General features: G+C 67.6%; 18 protein-coding genes. 14 read left to right on the top strand and 4 right to left on the bottom strand.

Features of this window, described 5'->3' with window-relative positions:
* Nucleotides 1–31 precede the first annotated feature (31 nt).
* Both ACP7CK_RS00475 and ACP7CK_RS00470 read right to left on the bottom strand, forming a co-directional pair.
* Nucleotides 32–229: a helix-turn-helix transcriptional regulator gene (locus ACP7CK_RS00475; RefSeq protein WP_372705145.1), complete on the bottom strand. Its 198-nt coding sequence runs from the start codon at nucleotides 227–229 to the stop codon at nucleotides 32–34.
* On the bottom strand, nucleotides 226–633 hold the full coding sequence (locus ACP7CK_RS00470; protein ID WP_426024798.1) for a hypothetical protein: 408 nt from the start codon (nucleotides 631–633) through the stop codon (nucleotides 226–228). The genes ACP7CK_RS00475 and ACP7CK_RS00470 overlap by 4 nt, the downstream gene beginning before the upstream one ends.
* Before the next feature lie 127 nt (nucleotides 634–760).
* On the opposite strand from ACP7CK_RS00470, the gene ACP7CK_RS00465 reads away from it, so the two are divergent.
* The 6 genes from ACP7CK_RS00465 (at nucleotide 761) to ACP7CK_RS00440 (ending at nucleotide 7258) form a co-directional block, all read left to right on the top strand.
* Nucleotides 761–1729, top strand: a complete 969-nt coding sequence (locus tag ACP7CK_RS00465; RefSeq protein ID WP_426024797.1) for a fatty acid desaturase family protein — start codon at nucleotides 761–763, stop codon at nucleotides 1727–1729.
* Nucleotides 1726–2376 (top strand): class I SAM-dependent methyltransferase, encoded by a 651-nt coding sequence (locus ACP7CK_RS00460; protein WP_154726369.1) that lies wholly within the window; start codon nucleotides 1726–1728, stop codon nucleotides 2374–2376. Before ACP7CK_RS00465 ends, ACP7CK_RS00460 begins: the two co-directional genes overlap by 4 nt.
* A 55-nt stretch (nucleotides 2377–2431) precedes the next feature.
* Nucleotides 2432–2830: a hypothetical protein gene (locus ACP7CK_RS00455; protein WP_426024796.1), complete on the top strand. Its 399-nt coding sequence runs from the start codon at nucleotides 2432–2434 to the stop codon at nucleotides 2828–2830.
* Nucleotides 2831–2896: 66 nt separating this feature from the next.
* On the top strand, nucleotides 2897–3751 hold the full coding sequence (ypfJ, locus tag ACP7CK_RS00450) for a KPN_02809 family neutral zinc metallopeptidase (RefSeq protein ID WP_008260526.1): 855 nt from the start codon (nucleotides 2897–2899) through the stop codon (nucleotides 3749–3751).
* A gap of 103 nt (nucleotides 3752–3854) precedes the next feature.
* Nucleotides 3855–5492 carry a phosphoglucomutase (alpha-D-glucose-1,6-bisphosphate-dependent) gene (gene pgm, locus ACP7CK_RS00445; RefSeq protein ID WP_426024795.1) on the top strand — a complete coding sequence of 546 codons (1638 nt, stop codon included), beginning with the start codon at nucleotides 3855–3857 and terminating at the stop codon, nucleotides 5490–5492.
* A 233-nt stretch (nucleotides 5493–5725) separates the two neighbouring features.
* The gene (locus ACP7CK_RS00440) at nucleotides 5726–7258 is read left to right on the top strand and encodes a DEAD/DEAH box helicase (protein WP_426024794.1); all 1533 of its coding nucleotides are present in this window, start codon (nucleotides 5726–5728) and stop codon (nucleotides 7256–7258) included.
* 116 nt (nucleotides 7259–7374) lie between these two features.
* Here ACP7CK_RS00440 and ACP7CK_RS00435 read toward each other — a convergent pair whose 3' ends face one another.
* The gene (locus ACP7CK_RS00435) at nucleotides 7375–8697 is read right to left on the bottom strand and encodes an OmpP1/FadL family transporter (RefSeq protein ID WP_426024793.1); all 1323 of its coding nucleotides are present in this window, start codon (nucleotides 8695–8697) and stop codon (nucleotides 7375–7377) included.
* Between the two features lie 349 nt (nucleotides 8698–9046).
* Here ACP7CK_RS00435 and map point away from each other — a divergent pair, with 349 nt between their 5' ends.
* The 7 genes from map (at nucleotide 9047) to ACP7CK_RS00400 (ending at nucleotide 13256) form a co-directional block, all read left to right on the top strand.
* Nucleotides 9047–9865 (top strand): type I methionyl aminopeptidase, encoded by an 819-nt coding sequence (map, locus tag ACP7CK_RS00430; protein WP_035308556.1) that lies wholly within the window; start codon nucleotides 9047–9049, stop codon nucleotides 9863–9865.
* Between the two features lie 54 nt (nucleotides 9866–9919).
* Nucleotides 9920–10651 (top strand): RadC family protein, encoded by a 732-nt coding sequence (radC, locus tag ACP7CK_RS00425; protein WP_008262272.1) that lies wholly within the window; start codon nucleotides 9920–9922, stop codon nucleotides 10649–10651.
* Nucleotides 10648–11172 carry a GNAT family N-acetyltransferase gene (locus tag ACP7CK_RS00420; RefSeq protein ID WP_426024792.1) on the top strand — a complete coding sequence of 175 codons (525 nt, stop codon included), beginning with the start codon at nucleotides 10648–10650 and terminating at the stop codon, nucleotides 11170–11172. Before radC ends, ACP7CK_RS00420 begins: the two co-directional genes overlap by 4 nt.
* 56 nt (nucleotides 11173–11228) lie before the next feature.
* On the top strand, nucleotides 11229–11471 hold the full coding sequence (locus tag ACP7CK_RS00415) for a BolA family protein (RefSeq protein WP_035308550.1): 243 nt from the start codon (nucleotides 11229–11231) through the stop codon (nucleotides 11469–11471).
* A 4-nt stretch (nucleotides 11472–11475) separates the two neighbouring features.
* Nucleotides 11476–12384 (top strand): oxidoreductase, encoded by a 909-nt coding sequence (locus ACP7CK_RS00410; protein ID WP_292150085.1) that lies wholly within the window; start codon nucleotides 11476–11478, stop codon nucleotides 12382–12384.
* Nucleotides 12385–12465: 81 nt separating this feature from the next.
* Nucleotides 12466–12819, top strand: a complete 354-nt coding sequence (gene grxD / locus ACP7CK_RS00405; RefSeq protein ID WP_008264037.1) for a Grx4 family monothiol glutaredoxin — start codon at nucleotides 12466–12468, stop codon at nucleotides 12817–12819.
* Nucleotides 12819–13256 (top strand): acyl-CoA thioesterase, encoded by a 438-nt coding sequence (locus ACP7CK_RS00400; RefSeq protein ID WP_008258943.1) that lies wholly within the window; start codon nucleotides 12819–12821, stop codon nucleotides 13254–13256. The genes grxD and ACP7CK_RS00400 overlap by 1 nt, the downstream gene beginning before the upstream one ends.
* Here ACP7CK_RS00400 and ACP7CK_RS00395 read toward each other — a convergent pair.
* Nucleotides 13240–13623 carry a hypothetical protein gene (locus tag ACP7CK_RS00395; protein WP_292150083.1) on the bottom strand — a complete coding sequence of 128 codons (384 nt, stop codon included), beginning with the start codon at nucleotides 13621–13623 and terminating at the stop codon, nucleotides 13240–13242. The genes ACP7CK_RS00400 and ACP7CK_RS00395 overlap by 17 nt on opposite strands.
* Before the next feature lie 272 nt (nucleotides 13624–13895).
* Between ACP7CK_RS00395 and ACP7CK_RS00390 the strand changes: the two genes are divergently transcribed.
* On the top strand, nucleotides 13896–14993 hold the full coding sequence (locus tag ACP7CK_RS00390; RefSeq protein ID WP_426024791.1) for an NADH:flavin oxidoreductase/NADH oxidase: 1098 nt from the start codon (nucleotides 13896–13898) through the stop codon (nucleotides 14991–14993).
* Nucleotides 14994–14996 lie beyond the last annotated feature (3 nt).

The raw sequence follows: 14996 nt of genomic DNA, 5'->3' as shown, positions 1-14996 counted from the left end.
TCCCTTGGATTTTAGGTTTGGTCCGCCGCCCTCAGGCGTGCGGGTTCTCGAAAATCTCTTCCACCGGCCGCTCGAAGACCGCCGCGATCCGGTAGGCCAGATCCAGCGACGGATCGTGCCGCTCGGTCTCCAGGGCGATCACCGCCTGTCGCGACACGCCCAGCGCCTGGCCCAACTGCTCCTGGGTCCAGCCGCGCTCGACGCGCAGCAGTTTCAGCCGGTTCTTCATCGGCTGCTCCGGATGAAGGGCGAGACGACCCCGAACATCCCCCAGAACAGCGGCAACACCAGCCAGGTCTCTATATGGGCCGCGCCGGCGAAACTCTCGCCAAAGCCCCAGAAGGTCGCAATCGCCAGGGTTAGGCCGGCGGCGACAATGAACTGTTTCGCCATCACGCCACGCACGAACTCATCGCTTTCCCGCATCAGGGCCAGAACGGCCCAGATCTGGCCGATCACCGGCGCTGAAACCGCCGCCGCCAACAGCCAGGCCGCAGGCTTTCCCATCACTTCGTCGAAGGCGTCGGTCGTCATCATGGCCACGCAGATTGCGACATATGGGAGGGTGAAGGCCATGATGCGAATGACGTATCGCCGGTGCGCCGGGGTGGTCGATTTTCCGAAAGACAACATGTCCGCCTCCTTGTGTAAGGCTAACCTTACATCGATCAAATGTCATGTCAACCTGACTTTTTGTAAGGAACACCACACATCATCGCATTGCTTTGTCCAGACCCGCCTTAGGGACTAGACTGCCGCCATGCCCGCCGCCCCGCGCATAGCCGCATCCGCCCTGTTCACGCCCGAGGAATGGGCTCCGTTCCAGGCCCGCTCGGCCTGGGTCGGGCCGCTTCTGGTGGCGCATTGCTGGACCGTGATCGCCGCGGCGGTCGTCGCGGGGGTGCTGATCCCCTGGCTGATCCCGCTGTGCGTCATGGTGATCGGCACGCGCCAGCTGGGCCTGGCGATCCTGATGCACGAGGCGGCGCACGGCGGCCTGTCCCGGAACCTGCGGCTGAACGATTTCCTCGGCCACTGGCTGTGCGCCGTGCCCATCGGCGCCAGCCTGACCGCCTATCGCCCCTATCACCTGGCCCACCACCGCTTCGCCCAACAGCCGGAGGATCCCGACCTGATGCTGTCGGCGCCCTTTCCTGTCTCGCCCGCCTCCCTGCGGCGCAAGCTGATCCGCGACCTGACCGGCCAGACCTTCTTCAAGCAGCGGGTGCTGCTGCCGCTGGCCCAAAGGCGCTCAGGCAGCCCGAAGGGCGATGGCGCACAAACAATGAGCGATAGCGCCCACCAATATGAGGCCGTCGTCACCGGCCGCTCGGTCCTGCCCTTCCTCGCCTTCAACGCCGTCCTGCTGGCGGGCTTCGTCGCGGCGGGGGTCTGGTGGGCCTTCTTCGCCTTGTGGCTGCTGCCGATGGCGACCTGGTTCCCGATGGTGACGCGGCTGAGAAACATCGCCGAACACGCCTGCGTCGAGGGCTCGGCCGCCGACGCCTTCCGCGCCGCCCGCACCACCCGCGCCGCCTGGTGGGAGCGCGCCTTCATCGCCCCCTACTGGGTCAATTTCCACGCCGAACATCACCTGTTCATGCATGTGCCGTGCTGGAAGCTGCCGGCCCTGCACCGCGCCGTCCACACCCGTCCCCAGGCCGCCGGCATGGAGGTCGCGCCCGGGTATGCCGACGTGCTGAAGACCGCGACGCGTCGCCGGGCATGACCATCCCCGATCCGGCCGCCTTCATCCACGCCAACACACGTCTCCAGCCCGTGCCCCATGCGCCGGAAATCTCGCTGTGGCTGGCGGACGAGATCACGCCGATCTGGCGCATGACGGAAGAGGAACTGGGCGAACTGGGCCTGCCGCCGCCCTTCTGGGCCTTCGCCTGGGCCGGCGGTCAGGCGCTGAGCCGCTATCTGCTGGATCACCCGCAAGAGGTCGTCGGCAAGCGGGTGCTGGACTTCGCGACCGGTTCGGGCCTGGTCGGGGTGGCGGCCATGCGGGCGGGCGCCGCCTCGGTCCTGTGCGCCGACATCGATCCCTTCTGCCAGGCCGCCGTCGCCGCCAACGCCCAGGCCAACGGCGTGGCCCTGGGCTTCACCCCGCTCAATCTGCTGGACGCCCCGCCGCCGGCCGTGGACGTCATCTGCGCCGGCGACATCTGCTACGAAAAGCCGATGACAGAGGCCGTGCTGGCCTGGCTGGGCCAGGCCCGCGCCGCTGGAACCCGGGTCCTGATCGGCGACCCCGGCCGCACCTATTTCCCCCGTTCGGGCCTGGATTTCCTGGCGGAATACAGCGTGCCGACGACCAGAGAGCTGGAGGACCTGGAAATCAAGCGATCCTCCGTCTGGGCCATGCCCTGAGGTCACGGCGCGGCCGCGCTTGCCCCTCGCGCCGTCGCCGCCCATCTTCAAGGACATGAGACTGATCGCGACCCTTTCCATAGTGATCGCCGCCATGGCCTCCAGCGCCGTGGCGCAAACCCCGCCCTATGTCCCGCCTTACGCCGCGCCCTACGGCGCCTATCCCGGCGGCGGTCCTGCGGCGATCGCCGACCAGCATCGCTATGAAAACGACCGGCTGCGGCGACAATCCGAGGCCAACGCCGCCCTGGCCCGACAGCAGCAGATCGAAACCCGTCAGCGCCTGATGCAGATCGAGGCCGCGCGCGAACCGACCGTGTCGCCGGCCGTCCCCGCCCGCACCCTGTATGACGTCGCCCAGGAGCGCAGCCTGCGCGAAGGCGCCGCCGCTCGTCGCCAACAGACCCGCCAGGGCGTGACCCAGATCGACGACTGGCTGGATCGGCCGAACTGACGCATCCCTTCCCTTGCCTCCGCGTTCCGGCCTAGCTTCAAGACGGATCAGGCGGAGGGAACGGGCATGCGCTGGCAGGGCGGACGGACAGGCGGCGGCGGGGTCGAGGATCGGCGCGGTCTCGGCGGCGGGGCGCTGGCGGGCGGCGGGATCGGCGTCGGGGTCCTGGCGATCATCGGCTATCTCGTGTTCGGCATAGATCCGGCGACAACAACCCAGTTGGCCAGCCAGTTCGGCGGCGTCGGCGCCGAGCAGCAGCAGGGTCAGGTCGGGACGCCTGAAGATCAGGCCGGTCGGTTCGTCGATGTCGTCGGGGGCAATATCAACGACGTCTGGACCCAGAAGCTGAACGGCTACGAACCGCCCAAGGTGGTCATCTATGAACAGGGCACATCGACCGGCTGCGGCTATGGCCAATCGGCCATGGGCCCCTTCTATTGCCCGACCGACAGGACCGTCTATCTGGACCTGGGCTTCTGGCAGGAGATGGAGACGCAACTGGGCGCCTCGGGCGCTGACTTCGCCCGCGCCTATGTCATCGCCCACGAGTTCGGCCACCACGTCCAGACCCTGACCGGAACCTCGGCCCAGGTCCGTCAGGCCCAGCAGCGCGCGCAGGGGGAAGCCGAAGCCAACCAGTATTCCGTCGCGCTGGAGCTTCAGGCCGATTGCTACGCCGGCGTCTGGGCCAGAAACGCCTCGGCCGTCTCGAACGGCCAGGTCGCCCTGGAGCCCGGCGACATCGAGGAAGGCATGAAGACCGCCCAGGCCATCGGCGACGACACCCTGCAACGCCGGGGCGGCGGGCGCGTTTCGCCAGAGAGCTTCACCCACGGCTCCGCAGCCCAGCGGGTCGAGTGGCTGCAACGCGGCTATCAGTCGGGCGACCCGGCCGTCTGCGACACCTTCAGCGGCGCCTGAACAAGGGTTTCGGTGATGGATTCTGCGGGTTGCGGGTGTGGTCCCGCGCCCCTAACACCGCCTCGCGCGCCCCCGCGACGCACAGACCGACGGATACATTCCCATGCACGCTCGCGCCGGCCGCCAGGCCCTACCGGAAGACCTGATCGACCTCGACGCCCTGATCGGCGCCTATGGATCCGGCCGGCCCGACATGGCCGACCCGGCCCAGCGGGTGGTGTTCGGCACCTCGGGACACCGGGGCTCGGCTCTGGACGGCGCCTTTACCGAGAGCCACATCCTGGCCATCGCCCAGGCGGTCGCCGAATATCGCGCGGCGCAGGGGATCGACGGCCCGCTGTTCGTTGGGCGCGACACCCACGGCCTGTCCGAACCCGCCTGGCGCACGACGCTGGAGGTGCTGGTCGGCAATGGCGTCGAGGTGCTGATCGACGCCCGTGACGGCTTCACCCCGACCCCGGCCGTGTCCCACGCCATCCTGGCCTACAACCGCGCCAATACGCGCCAGGCCGACGGGATCCTGATCACCCCGTCGCACAATCCGCCCCGCGACGGCGGCATCAAATACAATCCCCCCTCCGGCGGTCCGGCCGGGAGCGACGCCACCGGCGCCATCGCCGCCCGCGCCAATCAGCTGATCGAGGGCGGTCTGGTCGAGGTGAAGCGCGTCCCGTTCGACCGGGCTTACGCCACGGCGGGCCGGTTCGACTTCATGGGCGCCTATATCGACGACCTGCCCAGCGTGCTGGACCTGGACGCCATCCGCGACGCCGGGGTCCGCATGGGGGCCGATCCGCTGGGCGGAGCGGCCGTGGCCTATTGGGGCGAGATCGCCGACCGGCACCGGCTGAACCTGACCGTGGTCAATGACGTCGTCGATCCGCGCTGGGCCTTCATGCCGCTGGACGCCGACGGCAAGATCCGCATGGACTGTTCGTCGCCCAGCGCCATGGCCAATCTGATCCGGATGATGCAGGGCGGATCGGCCTATGATCTGGCCTTCGGCAATGACGCCGACGCGGACCGCCACGGCATCGTCACGCCCGACGGCGGCCTGATGAACCCCAATCATTTCCTGGCGGCGGCCGTCGCCTATCTGTTCGTCAACCGTCCCGGCTGGGGCCCGGACGTGGCGGTGGGCAAGACCCTGGTCTCGTCATCGATGATCGACCGCGTCGTCGCCGGCATGGGCCGCCGCCTGCTGGAGGTTCCGGTCGGGTTCAAGCATTTCGTGCCGGGCCTGCTGGACGGAACCGTCGGTTTCGGCGGCGAGGAATCGGCCGGGGCCACCTTCCTGCGGCGCGACGGCACGGCCTGGTCCACAGACAAGGACGGCCTGCTGCTGTGTCTGCTGGCGGCCGAGATCCAGGCCCGCACGGGTCAGAGCGCCAGCCAGCTCTATGCCGGCCTGACCGAACAATACGGCGCTCCCGCCTATGCCCGGATCGACGCCCCCGCCGATCGGACGCAGAAGGCGCGTCTGGCCGCCTTGAGCTCCGCCGACGTCGCCGCCACCACCCTGGCCGGTCAGCCGATCACCGACATCCTGACCAAGGCCCCCGGCAATGGCGAGGCCATCGGCGGGCTCAAGGTCGTGACCGCCGACGCCTGGTTCGCCGCCCGCCCGTCGGGCACCGAGGACGTCTACAAGATCTACGCAGAGTCCTTCCTGGGAGCGGATCACCTGGCCCAGGTCCAGGCCGAGGCCAGGACGCTCGTGGCCGCCGCCCTGGCGGGCTGAAGGGCTTGAGGCTTGACTTTATGTCCGCGAACCTCCATTTGCGCTGCGTCGCACAATCGCGATCTCCGGCGTCTCCAGCGCGTGTAAGTCCATCTCGGACCTGTCTGTAGAAGCCGCCGGCCCCTCAAGTTCATTCGCTGCCCGGACACGCGGGGCGGCGCCCGATCCACCCCGCAGGCTTCCTTCCGAAGCCCGGCCGGGACTGGCGGTGCGCGGCCCTAAGGCGTCATGCCATGGCTGAAAGCGCCCTGCCGCACGCGAAAGACACTGCTGTGAGCACCACATTCGAATCCATGGGCCTGAACAAGGCCCTTCTCCAGGCGCTGGCGTCGGAAGGCTACACCAAGCCGACCCCGATCCAGGAAAAGGCCATCCCCGACGTCATGCAGGGCAAGGACCTGCTGGGCATCGCCCAGACGGGCACCGGCAAGACCGCCGCCTTCGCCCTGCCGATCCTGCATCGCCTGGCCGAGAACCGCATCGCCCCCAAGCCGCGCACGACGCGCGTGCTGGTCCTGTCGCCCACGCGTGAACTGGCCACCCAGATCGGCGACAGCTTCAAGGCTTACGGCGCCCACCTGGGCTTCCGGGTCGCGGTCATCTTCGGCGGCGTGAAATACGGCGCCCAGGAGCGGGCCCTGCAACAGGGTCTGGACATCCTGGTCGCGGCGCCCGGCCGTCTGCTGGACCACATCCAGCAGAAGAACCTGGACCTGTCCTCGACCGAGATCTTCGTCCTGGACGAAGCCGACCAGATGCTGGACCTGGGCTTCATCAAGCCGATCCGCCAGATTGTCAGCCGCATCCCGGCCAAGCGCCAGAACCTGTTCTTCTCGGCGACCATGCCGACCGAGATCGGCAAGCTGGCGGGCGAGCTGCTGAAGGACCCGGTCAAGGTCCAGGTCACGCCGCAATCCACCACCGTCCAGCGCATCAGCCAGTCGGTCGTCCACGTCGAACAGGGCCGCAAGCGCGCCCTGCTGACTGAAATGTTCAGCGATCCCGAGTACACGCGCTGCCTGGTCTTCACCAAGACCAAGCACGGCGCCGACAAGGTCGCGGCCTATCTGGAAGCGGGCGGGGTCGAGGCCGGCGCCATCCACGGCAACAAGTCCCAGCCCCAGCGTGAACGCACGCTGGACGCCTTCAAGAAGGGCAAGCTGCGCGTCCTGGTCGCCACTGACATCGCCGCGCGCGGCATCGATGTGGACGGCGTCTCGCACGTCGTGAACTTCGAGCTGCCCCATGTGCCGGAGGCCTATGTGCACCGCATCGGCCGGACGGCCCGCGCGGGCGCCGACGGCACCGCCATCAGCTTCGTCGCTGGCGACGAGATGAAGCTGCTGAAGGATATCGAGAAGGTCACGCGCCAGAAGATCCCGGCCATCGACCGCCGCAACGACAAGGCCCTGGGCCAGCTGGACGCCACCATCATGGCGACCGGCGTCGGCAAGAAGGCGACCATGCCGGAACGCGAGGGCGGCGAGCGCAATGAAGGCGGCCGGGGTGGTCGTGGGCGCAGCCGCGTGCCGCACCGCGACGGCGTGCGCCCGGAAGGCGGCGGTCAGCCGCATCGTCAGCGCCGCGCCCGTCCCGGCGAGACTCCGGCGGCTCCGCGTCCCGAGCGCCCCTACAACCCCCTGGCCGGTGAGCGCGTGCCCTCGATCAACGACAACGCCAAGCCTGCAGAAGGCGAAATGAAGCGCCGTCCCCGTCGCCGTCCGTCGAACGGCGGCAAGGGCTACGGCGGCGCGGCCAAGGCCTGATCCCCGCTCGCCACCCTCGGGCTTGCCCCGAGGGTGGCGGACCGGAAATCGGCGATAAAAAACGGCGGCTCCTTTGCAGGAGCCGCCGTTCTTGTTTCAGCCGATGGCTGTGGACCTTAGAAGTTCCAGGTCGCGCCCATCGAGAAGCCGACGCCGTGGCCCTTGGCCTCGCCGCGCAGGGTGGAGACGACCAGGCCGTTGCCATACACGTCGCGGGTGTCGTTGATCGTGGCCGTATCGATGTCGATATAGGTCACGGCGCCGTCGAAGGTCATGGAGCCCACACTCTTCGACAGACCGGCGGTGTAGAGGAACCGGTCGCCGTCCGGGATACGGGCGGTGCGGTGATCGTCCGGCGTCGGGGTCGGGTCGTAACCCAGGCCGGCGCGGACCGTCATGGTCGGATCGATCTTGTAGTCGAAGCCGATCGCGCCGGAGGTGACGTCGTCATAGTCCTGAACGATGGTCGAGGAACCGGACGTTCCATAGGTCACGCGGATGGCGTCGAACTCGCTCCAGCCGATCTGGTTGACCTGGGCGTTCAGCGTCAGGCGGTCGTTGACGGCGTAACGGGCCGAGACGGTGGCGTACCAGGGGGTGGTGAAGCTGGCGACGCCGTCAGCCGAGACGTTGGCGGCCGCCAGAACGCCGGTCAGGCCCGAGATGTTCACGGTGCCTTCCAGCTCGTGTTCGATCTTGGAGCGATAGGACAGACCCAGGTCCAGCTTGCCGAAATGCATCTGGGCGCCGGCGTTCCAGCCGTAATCCCAGCCGTCGCCCTCAAGCTGGTTGCGGCCGTCGGTGCTGGGCGAGACGGCATAGGTCGGAGCAAAGACACCGGGGATGGCCACGTTCGGCAGGGCCGAGCTCAGGGTCGCCTTGGCGTACTGGGCGTCAAAGCCGGCGCCGATGTCCAGCCAGTCCGTGACCGTCATGGCGGCCACCAGGCTGACGTTGGCCGAGCGCAGTTCCGACGTCAGGGCGTCGTAGCGGGCGAAATCGGTCGGCTCGTACTTGGTGGTGAAGTTGAACGGCGCCTGGACGGCCATGCCGACGTTGAAGCGCTCGCCGATCGGCATGGAGACGGCGAAGTTCGGGATGATGCCGCTTTCGACCACGTTATGGACGTGCGGATCGCCGTTGACCGGCGCAGTCCGGCTGGCGATGGCCGGGGTGGGGACGTTGTAGGTCAGGCTGGAGCCGCGATCGTTGACGTCTGAGTCCAGGATCAGGCCGTGCATGCCGGTGTAGACCTGGCGCTGGGTTCCGGCGATCGCGGCGGGGTTCCACCACAGCGACTGCACGCCCTTGTCGGCGCCTTCGCCCGAGTTGGCGCGGCCCTGGCCGCGGGTCGATTGTTCCTGCACGTAGAACGAACCGGCCATGGCAGGCGCGGCGACGCCGGCCAGCAGGACGGTGGTCAGGGCGATGCCGCCCATGCGAGCGAGATTCCTGGGAGTCATTAAGCCATTCCTATAGTGTTGCCCCCGCCATCAAACGCGGCGGTGGGTATCGGGGAGGGTTGTGCACGGCAGCGCTTTCGTCAGGAAAACGTTGCATGCGTGGCGGGTCTCGGCCGGGAAACGGGCGAAACTGTGTCGGAAAAATCGCACACGATCACACCGGCGAGAGGTTACGCGGCGGCAGGTTCATTCCGTCAGGCGACAGTGTCGTGCAACACACAGTCTGGCATGACGTCGGGTAAGGAATCCTTGACCGCCGCACAATCGCCTTGCGTATCCATGATAGGATGGTCATCTGAAAATACCCGCCGCTGCTGATTGAACCATGTACGAAACGCCCGATCTCGAAACCGACGCCCTGGTCCGCACCAGCGCCATCCGCATTCACCAGGCGGAGGACTTCGAGGGGATGCGCAAGGCCGGCCGTCTGGTCGCCGAGGCGCTGGATATGATCACCCCCCATGTTCAACCGGGCGTGCTGACCAGCACGATCGACGACCTGATCCGCGAGTTCACTCTGGACCACGGCGGCCTGCCGGCGTGCCTGGGCTACAAGGGTTACGAGAAGACCGTCTGCACCTCGATCAACCACGTCGTCTGCCACGGCATTCCCGGCGACCGGGTCCTGAAGGACGGCGACATCGTCAACATCGACCACACGGTCATCGTCGACGGCTGGCACGGCGACTCGAGCCGCATGTATGCGGTCGGCGAGATCAACGCCCGCGCCAAGAAGCTGATCGACGTGACCTATCAGTCGCTGGATCTGGGCCTGGAACAGGTCAAGCCGGGAAACACCTTCGGCGACATCGGTTTCGCCATCCAGAAATTCGTCGAGGCCCAGCGCATGAGCGTGGTGCGCGACTTCTGCGGCCACGGCATCGGCCGGGTCTTCCACGACAGCCCCAATGTCCTGCACTACGGCCGCAAGGGCGAGGGCGCCGTGCTGAAGGCCGGCATGTTCTTCACCGTCGAGCCGATGGTGAACCTGGGCAAGCCGCACGTGAAGGTCCTGTCCGACGGCTGGACCGCCGTGACGCGCGACAAGTCCCTGTCGGCCCAGTGCGAACACACCATCGGGGTGACGGAAGACGGGCTGGAAATCTTCACCGTCAGCCCGGCCGGACTGTTCCGCCCCAACTGAACCCTTGATCCCCCCTCGCCTTCCGCACAGGTTGCGGCAGAAGAGGTAGGGGACATGCTGGACGACCTGACACCCGAACCCAAACCGAAGCCGCGTCACAGCGGCCATCGCGACCGGCTGCGCGAACGGGCCGCCAAGGGCGGGTTGGGCGCCCTGCCCGACTATGAGCTGCTGGAACTGCTGCTGTTCCGCTCCATCCCCTACAAGGACGTCAAACCGCTGGCCAAGGATCTGCTGGCCCGGTTCGGCGGGCTGGAGGGCATAGGCGCCGCCAGTCACGAGGCCGTCGAGGACCAGGTGGCGCGGACCCTGGCCTATGTGCCCGGCAAGGCGACGCGGGCGGTCGCGCTGGACCTGCAGCTGATCTTCGACGTGACCCGCAGGATCGCGCGCGAGCCGACGGCGAAACGGCCGGTCATCTCGTCTTGGAGCGCTTTGCTGGCCTATGTCCGCGTGGCCCTGCAACATGAGCCGCGCGAACAGTTCCGGGTGCTGTATCTGGACAAGAAGAACCAGCTGATCCTGGACGAGGTGCAGAACCGGGGCACGGTCGATCACGCCCCCGTCTATCCCCGCGAGGTCGTGCGGCGCGCCTTGGAGCTGTCGGCCAGCGCCCTGATCCTGGTCCACAACCATCCGTCCGGCGACCCCACCCCCAGCCGCGCCGACATCGAGATCACGAAACAGGTTGTGCAGGCCGGCCGAGCCCTTAACGTCGAGGTTCACGACCATCTGGTCGTCGGCCGCGACGGGGTGGCCAGCTTCAAGCAACTGGGCCTGATGTGAACTCTGAAATTCTCAAGACTGAGAGGCTGGTTCTGACACCAGTCGAGGTGAACGACCTAAGCTCCCTGATCACGCTTTGGGCCGACGAAGAATTCACCCGCCACATCACGGGTCGCCCCCTGACGAGCGAGGAGGTGTGGTTTCGGCTGCTACGCGACCTGGGACAGTGGAGCGTCGCCGGTTACGGCGCCTGGACCGTCCGCCTGGCGGACAACGGCTCCTATCTGGGCAGCGTCTCGATACTGGATCACCGACGATTGATCGATCCGCCTCTGACCGACCCCGAACTGGGCTGGGGCCTTTCGCCGGCCTTCCAAGGCCAGGGCTTCGCTTCTGAAGCCGTGCAAGCGGTTCTGGACTGGGCGGACGTCCGCCTGCCGGCCGCACGCACTGTCTGCATGATCGCGCCGGAGAACCTCGCCTCCGTTCGGCTGGCGGAACGGGTCGGCTACCGCCCCTATGCGACGACGACCTACAAGGACGGTCCGGTTCAGCTCTTTGAGCGGCCGAAACAGGCGTAGCCCGGCATTAAGGTTTATCGGGCATGCTGAAGGAGAACGATCCAAGAGCCCCGCCCATGCCCATGTCCGTCGAAACCCTGCGCCAGCATCTGGTCGAGGCCTTTCCCGACGCCGAGATCGCCATCGACGACCTGGCCGGAGACGGCGACCACTATCGCGCCCGCATCGTCTCCAGCGCCTTCGCCGGCATGCCGCGCGTGCGCCAGCACCAGTTGGTCTATGCCGCGTTGAAGGGACAGATGGGCGGCGAACTGCACGCCCTGGCGCTCGAAACCGCCGCCCCGCCCAAGGAGGCTTGATCCCATGCGCTATCGCCCCTTCGGCGTGTCCGGCGCCGCCATTTCCAACCTGACCCTCAGCTTCGGGCTGGACAATCTGGCGCGCGGTCGTGAGGGCGCGCTGAACCTGCTTTATTCCGCCCTGGAAGCCGGGGTGAATTCCTATCGGCTCGAGACCGCCGATCCGGTTGCGGCCGAGGTACTGGGCGAAGCCCTGGCCCATGTGGATCGCAAGCTGGTCTGTGTCAGCCTGACCCTGGGCGTCGGCGCAGGCCGCGAGGCGGCGCGCGATTTCTCGGCCGAAGGCATGACCGGCGCCATCGACCGGGTGCTGCATTTCTCGGGCCTGGGCTGGATCGATGTTGCGGTGCTGCACGAGCCGGGCGAACACGAACTGCCGCAGTCGTCGCTAAACGCGCTCAAGGCCCTGCGCGCCACCGGGCGCATCAAGCTGCTGGGCGTGGCGGGCGGCGGCGAGGTCATGGACACCTATGTCTCCACCGGCGCCTTCGACGCCCTGTTCACCCCCTTCGACATCAACGCCGACTGGAGGCTGCGCAATCGTGTCCGCGCCGCCCGCGAACAGGACATGTCGGTCTTCGCCTACGACTATTTCACCGACCGCCGCGCCAAACCGCGTGGAACCGAGCCTGTTGCGAAAAAGGGCTTCTTCGGCCTGGGCGGCGCGCCCAAACGTCCGCCCCAATCGCGTCAGAGCGACGCCTTCGGCTTCCTGTATCGTACGCCCAACTGGCCGGCCGAGGCGATCTGCCTCAGCTATGTCCTGACCGATCCGACCATCTCCAGCGTCATCATACGCGCCAATGACGTGGAACGGCTGAGCATGCTGGCCTCGACGCCGGAACGCGACCTGCCCCCGGGCCTGGCGGCCCAGATCGAAATGGGCCGGGTCACGGCCTCGGCTGCGGCCTGATCTCGAAGCATAGACGCGACCACGCCTTGACCCGGCCGTCGCCTCTCCCTAGCTGACGACCTTCACGAAAGGCCCTCTCCCGTGACCGACACCGTTCCTGCCGCCGATCCCGTCCACGCCTTCATCGGCGACACTGTCGCCCAGCATGACGTCGTGCTGTTCATGAAGGGCACGCCGGACCAGCCCCGCTGCGGCTTCTCCTCACTGGCTGTCCAGATCCTGGACCATGTCGGGGCCTCCTTCGTCGGCGTCGACGTGCTGCAGGACGAAGCCCTGCGCGAGGGCGTCAAGAGCTTCACCGACTGGCCCACCATTCCCCAGCTGTATGTGAAGGGCGAATTCGTCGGCGGGTCGGACATCATCCGCGAAATGTTCCAGGCCGGCGAACTTCAGGCCCTGATGGCCGAGAAGGGCGTGCCGCTCGGCGAAGCCTGATGGCTCGCCCGGTCCTGACGCCGCGCGAGGATCGCGAGGTCTTCGTCGTGCCGCTGGAGGTCCGCCCCGAACACATCGACGCCAACGGCCACGTCAATAATGTCGTCTATGTCGGCTGGCTTCAGGACGTCGGCACGGCCCATTGGAACGCCCGCTTCGACGCGGAGACCCGGGCGCGATGCTCCTGGGTCGCCCTGCGGCACGAGATCGACTATCTGCGCGCCATCGCGCCCGGCGCGACCGGGATTGTGGCCCGGACCTGGGTGGGCGACCCGCAGGGGCCGCGCTTCAACCGCTATGTCCGCATCGAGGACGCCGAGGGCCGGGTCTGCGCCCAGGGCGTCTCGGAATGGTGTCTGGTGGACGCTGCGACCCTGAGGCCGCAGCGCATACCGTCGTCGATGCTGAAGGTGTTCGAGACTACTTCAGCGGATTGAGGATCCGCGCCGGCGCGCCGGGCTCCAGGCCCAGGTCGGCGTAGGTCCAGCGCAGTTCCACGCCGTCGGGCAGCAGGGCCTTGCACAGGTCCGGCTTGGTGCGACGCAGGGTGATCTCGGTCGGCGTATTGTCCGCCACCGACACCTCGAAGTCCGAAGCCTGGGTGCAGCCATTGGAATCGACCCGGGCGACCAGGGCGCCGTCCATGAAACGGGCCTCGCGAATGGCTTCGGCCGGCGGGGCGTCGTTGCGGGTCACGTTGACCGAGACGTTCTCGCCCGCATCGCTGTCATAGATGACGCAGGCCGACAGCAGCGGCGCGACGCACACGGCGACCGCCAGACCCTTCAGCAGGCCGCGCATCATTGGTCCGCCGCCGGGGCGGTGATGACCCGAGTGGCCGGCTTTTCGGTCGAGACGATGATACAGCCCGACAGCAGCGGCGCAGCGATGGCGATGGCGAGAGCGAGACGAAGCATTGGTGTGATCCCCTATTGAGCTTGACGCTTTTGTGGCGCGCGTCGACGCGCCAGGCACGTGAATTTTCGGCAAGCCAGGTGAACAATCGGAAAGGTCGGGCCTTGATCGCGACTGCAACCGGCATAGCTACCGTCCTTCTCCCCTCCCCGGACGCCCCCATGAGCCAGCTCTTTTCGCCGCGCAGCATCGGCCCCCTGACGCTGAAGAACCGCATCGTCATCGCGCCGATGTGTCAGTATTCCGCGATCGACGGCGTGCCCCAGCCCTGGCACGTCCAGCATATCGGCCGCCTGGCGGTGTCGGGCGCGGGCCTGGTCATCATCGAGGCCACCGGGGTGGAGGCCGCCGGCCGGATCACGCCCGACGACACCGGCCTGTGGAACGACGAACAGGAGGCCGCCTTCGCCGAGATCCTGCGCGGCATCCGAACCTATTCCCACACCCCCATCGGGGTTCAGCTGGGCCACGCCGGCCGCAAGGCCTCGACCTCGGCGCCGTGGAAGGGCGGCCGCGCCCTGGGCCCGGACGAGGGCGCCTGGCAGACCTACGGCCCCTCGGCCCTGCCCTTCCGCGACGACTGGCACACCCCCGCCGAAATGACCGAGGCGGACATGGACCGGGTGGTCGCCGCCTTTGAGGACGCGGCTCGCCGCGCCGACCGCGCCGGGTTCGACCTGGTCGAACTGCACGCCGCCCACGGCTATCTGCTCACCGAATTCCTGTCGCCCCTGTCGAACCACCGCGCGGACCAGTACGGCGGTTCACCCGAGGCCCGGATGCGCTTCCCGCTACGGGTGGCTCAGGCTCTGCGCGAGGCCTGGCCCAGAACCAAGGCCCTGGGCGTGCGTTTCAACGGGTCCGACTGGGTCGAGGGCGGGGTGACGCTGGACGAGGTGATCGCCTTCGGTCGCGCCCTGCATGAGATGGGCTACGACTATCTGCACCTGACCTCGGGCGGCAATGTCGCCCGCGCCGAGATTCCGGGTGCCGAGCCCGGCTATCAGGTCCGCTTCGCCGAGGCGGTCAAACAGGCCGTGCCGGACGCCGCCGTCATGGCGGTGGGCATGATCTTCGATCCGCAACAGGCCGAGGACATCGTCGCCTCGGGCCAGGCCGACATCATCGCCATCGCCCGCGCGGCTCTGGACGACCCCAACTGGCCCCACCACGCCGCCGTGGCCCTGGGCCAGGGCGAGGGTCTGCCGCCCCAGTACGAGCGGGCGGGCAAGGCGCACTGGCCGGGTTACGGCCGGTAAGCG

It is taken from the genome of Brevundimonas sp. TSRC1-1, from assembly GCF_049898245.1.
Classification (GTDB): Bacteria; Pseudomonadota; Alphaproteobacteria; order Caulobacterales; family Caulobacteraceae; genus Brevundimonas; species Brevundimonas mediterranea_A.
The sequence above is the reverse complement of the archived record's forward strand: the minus strand, read 5'-3'. Positions and strand labels throughout refer to the sequence as shown.

What these genes read in the sequence shown, in the direction of transcription:
- ACP7CK_RS00460 (WP_154726369.1), top strand. Translation starts at nt 1,726, where the DNA reads ATGACCATCCCCGATCCGGCCGCCTTCATCCACGCCAACACACGTCTC.
- ACP7CK_RS00465 (WP_426024797.1), top strand. Translation starts at nt 761, where the DNA reads ATGCCCGCCGCCCCGCGCATAGCCGCATCCGCCCTGTTCACGCCCGAG.
- ACP7CK_RS00390 (WP_426024791.1), top strand. Translation starts at nt 13,896, where the DNA reads ATGAGCCAGCTCTTTTCGCCGCGCAGCATCGGCCCCCTGACGCTGAAG.
- radC (WP_008262272.1), top strand. Translation starts at nt 9,920, where the DNA reads ATGCTGGACGACCTGACACCCGAACCCAAACCGAAGCCGCGTCACAGC.
- pgm (WP_426024795.1), top strand. Translation starts at nt 3,855, where the DNA reads ATGCACGCTCGCGCCGGCCGCCAGGCCCTACCGGAAGACCTGATCGAC.
- ACP7CK_RS00400 (WP_008258943.1), top strand. Translation starts at nt 12,819, where the DNA reads ATGGCTCGCCCGGTCCTGACGCCGCGCGAGGATCGCGAGGTCTTCGTC.
- ACP7CK_RS00470 (WP_426024798.1), bottom strand. Translation starts at nt 633, where the DNA reads ATGTTGTCTTTCGGAAAATCGACCACCCCGGCGCACCGGCGATACGTC.
- ACP7CK_RS00415 (WP_035308550.1), top strand. Translation starts at nt 11,229, where the DNA reads ATGCCCATGTCCGTCGAAACCCTGCGCCAGCATCTGGTCGAGGCCTTT.
- ACP7CK_RS00455 (WP_426024796.1), top strand. Translation starts at nt 2,432, where the DNA reads ATGAGACTGATCGCGACCCTTTCCATAGTGATCGCCGCCATGGCCTCC.
- map (WP_035308556.1), top strand. Translation starts at nt 9,047, where the DNA reads ATGTACGAAACGCCCGATCTCGAAACCGACGCCCTGGTCCGCACCAGC.
- ypfJ (WP_008260526.1), top strand. Translation starts at nt 2,897, where the DNA reads ATGCGCTGGCAGGGCGGACGGACAGGCGGCGGCGGGGTCGAGGATCGG.
- ACP7CK_RS00395 (WP_292150083.1), bottom strand. Translation starts at nt 13,623, where the DNA reads ATGATGCGCGGCCTGCTGAAGGGTCTGGCGGTCGCCGTGTGCGTCGCG.
- ACP7CK_RS00475 (WP_372705145.1), bottom strand. Translation starts at nt 229, where the DNA reads ATGAAGAACCGGCTGAAACTGCTGCGCGTCGAGCGCGGCTGGACCCAG.
- ACP7CK_RS00440 (WP_426024794.1), top strand. Translation starts at nt 5,726, where the DNA reads ATGGCTGAAAGCGCCCTGCCGCACGCGAAAGACACTGCTGTGAGCACC.
- ACP7CK_RS00410 (WP_292150085.1), top strand. Translation starts at nt 11,476, where the DNA reads ATGCGCTATCGCCCCTTCGGCGTGTCCGGCGCCGCCATTTCCAACCTG.
- ACP7CK_RS00435 (WP_426024793.1), bottom strand. Translation starts at nt 8,697, where the DNA reads ATGGGCGGCATCGCCCTGACCACCGTCCTGCTGGCCGGCGTCGCCGCG.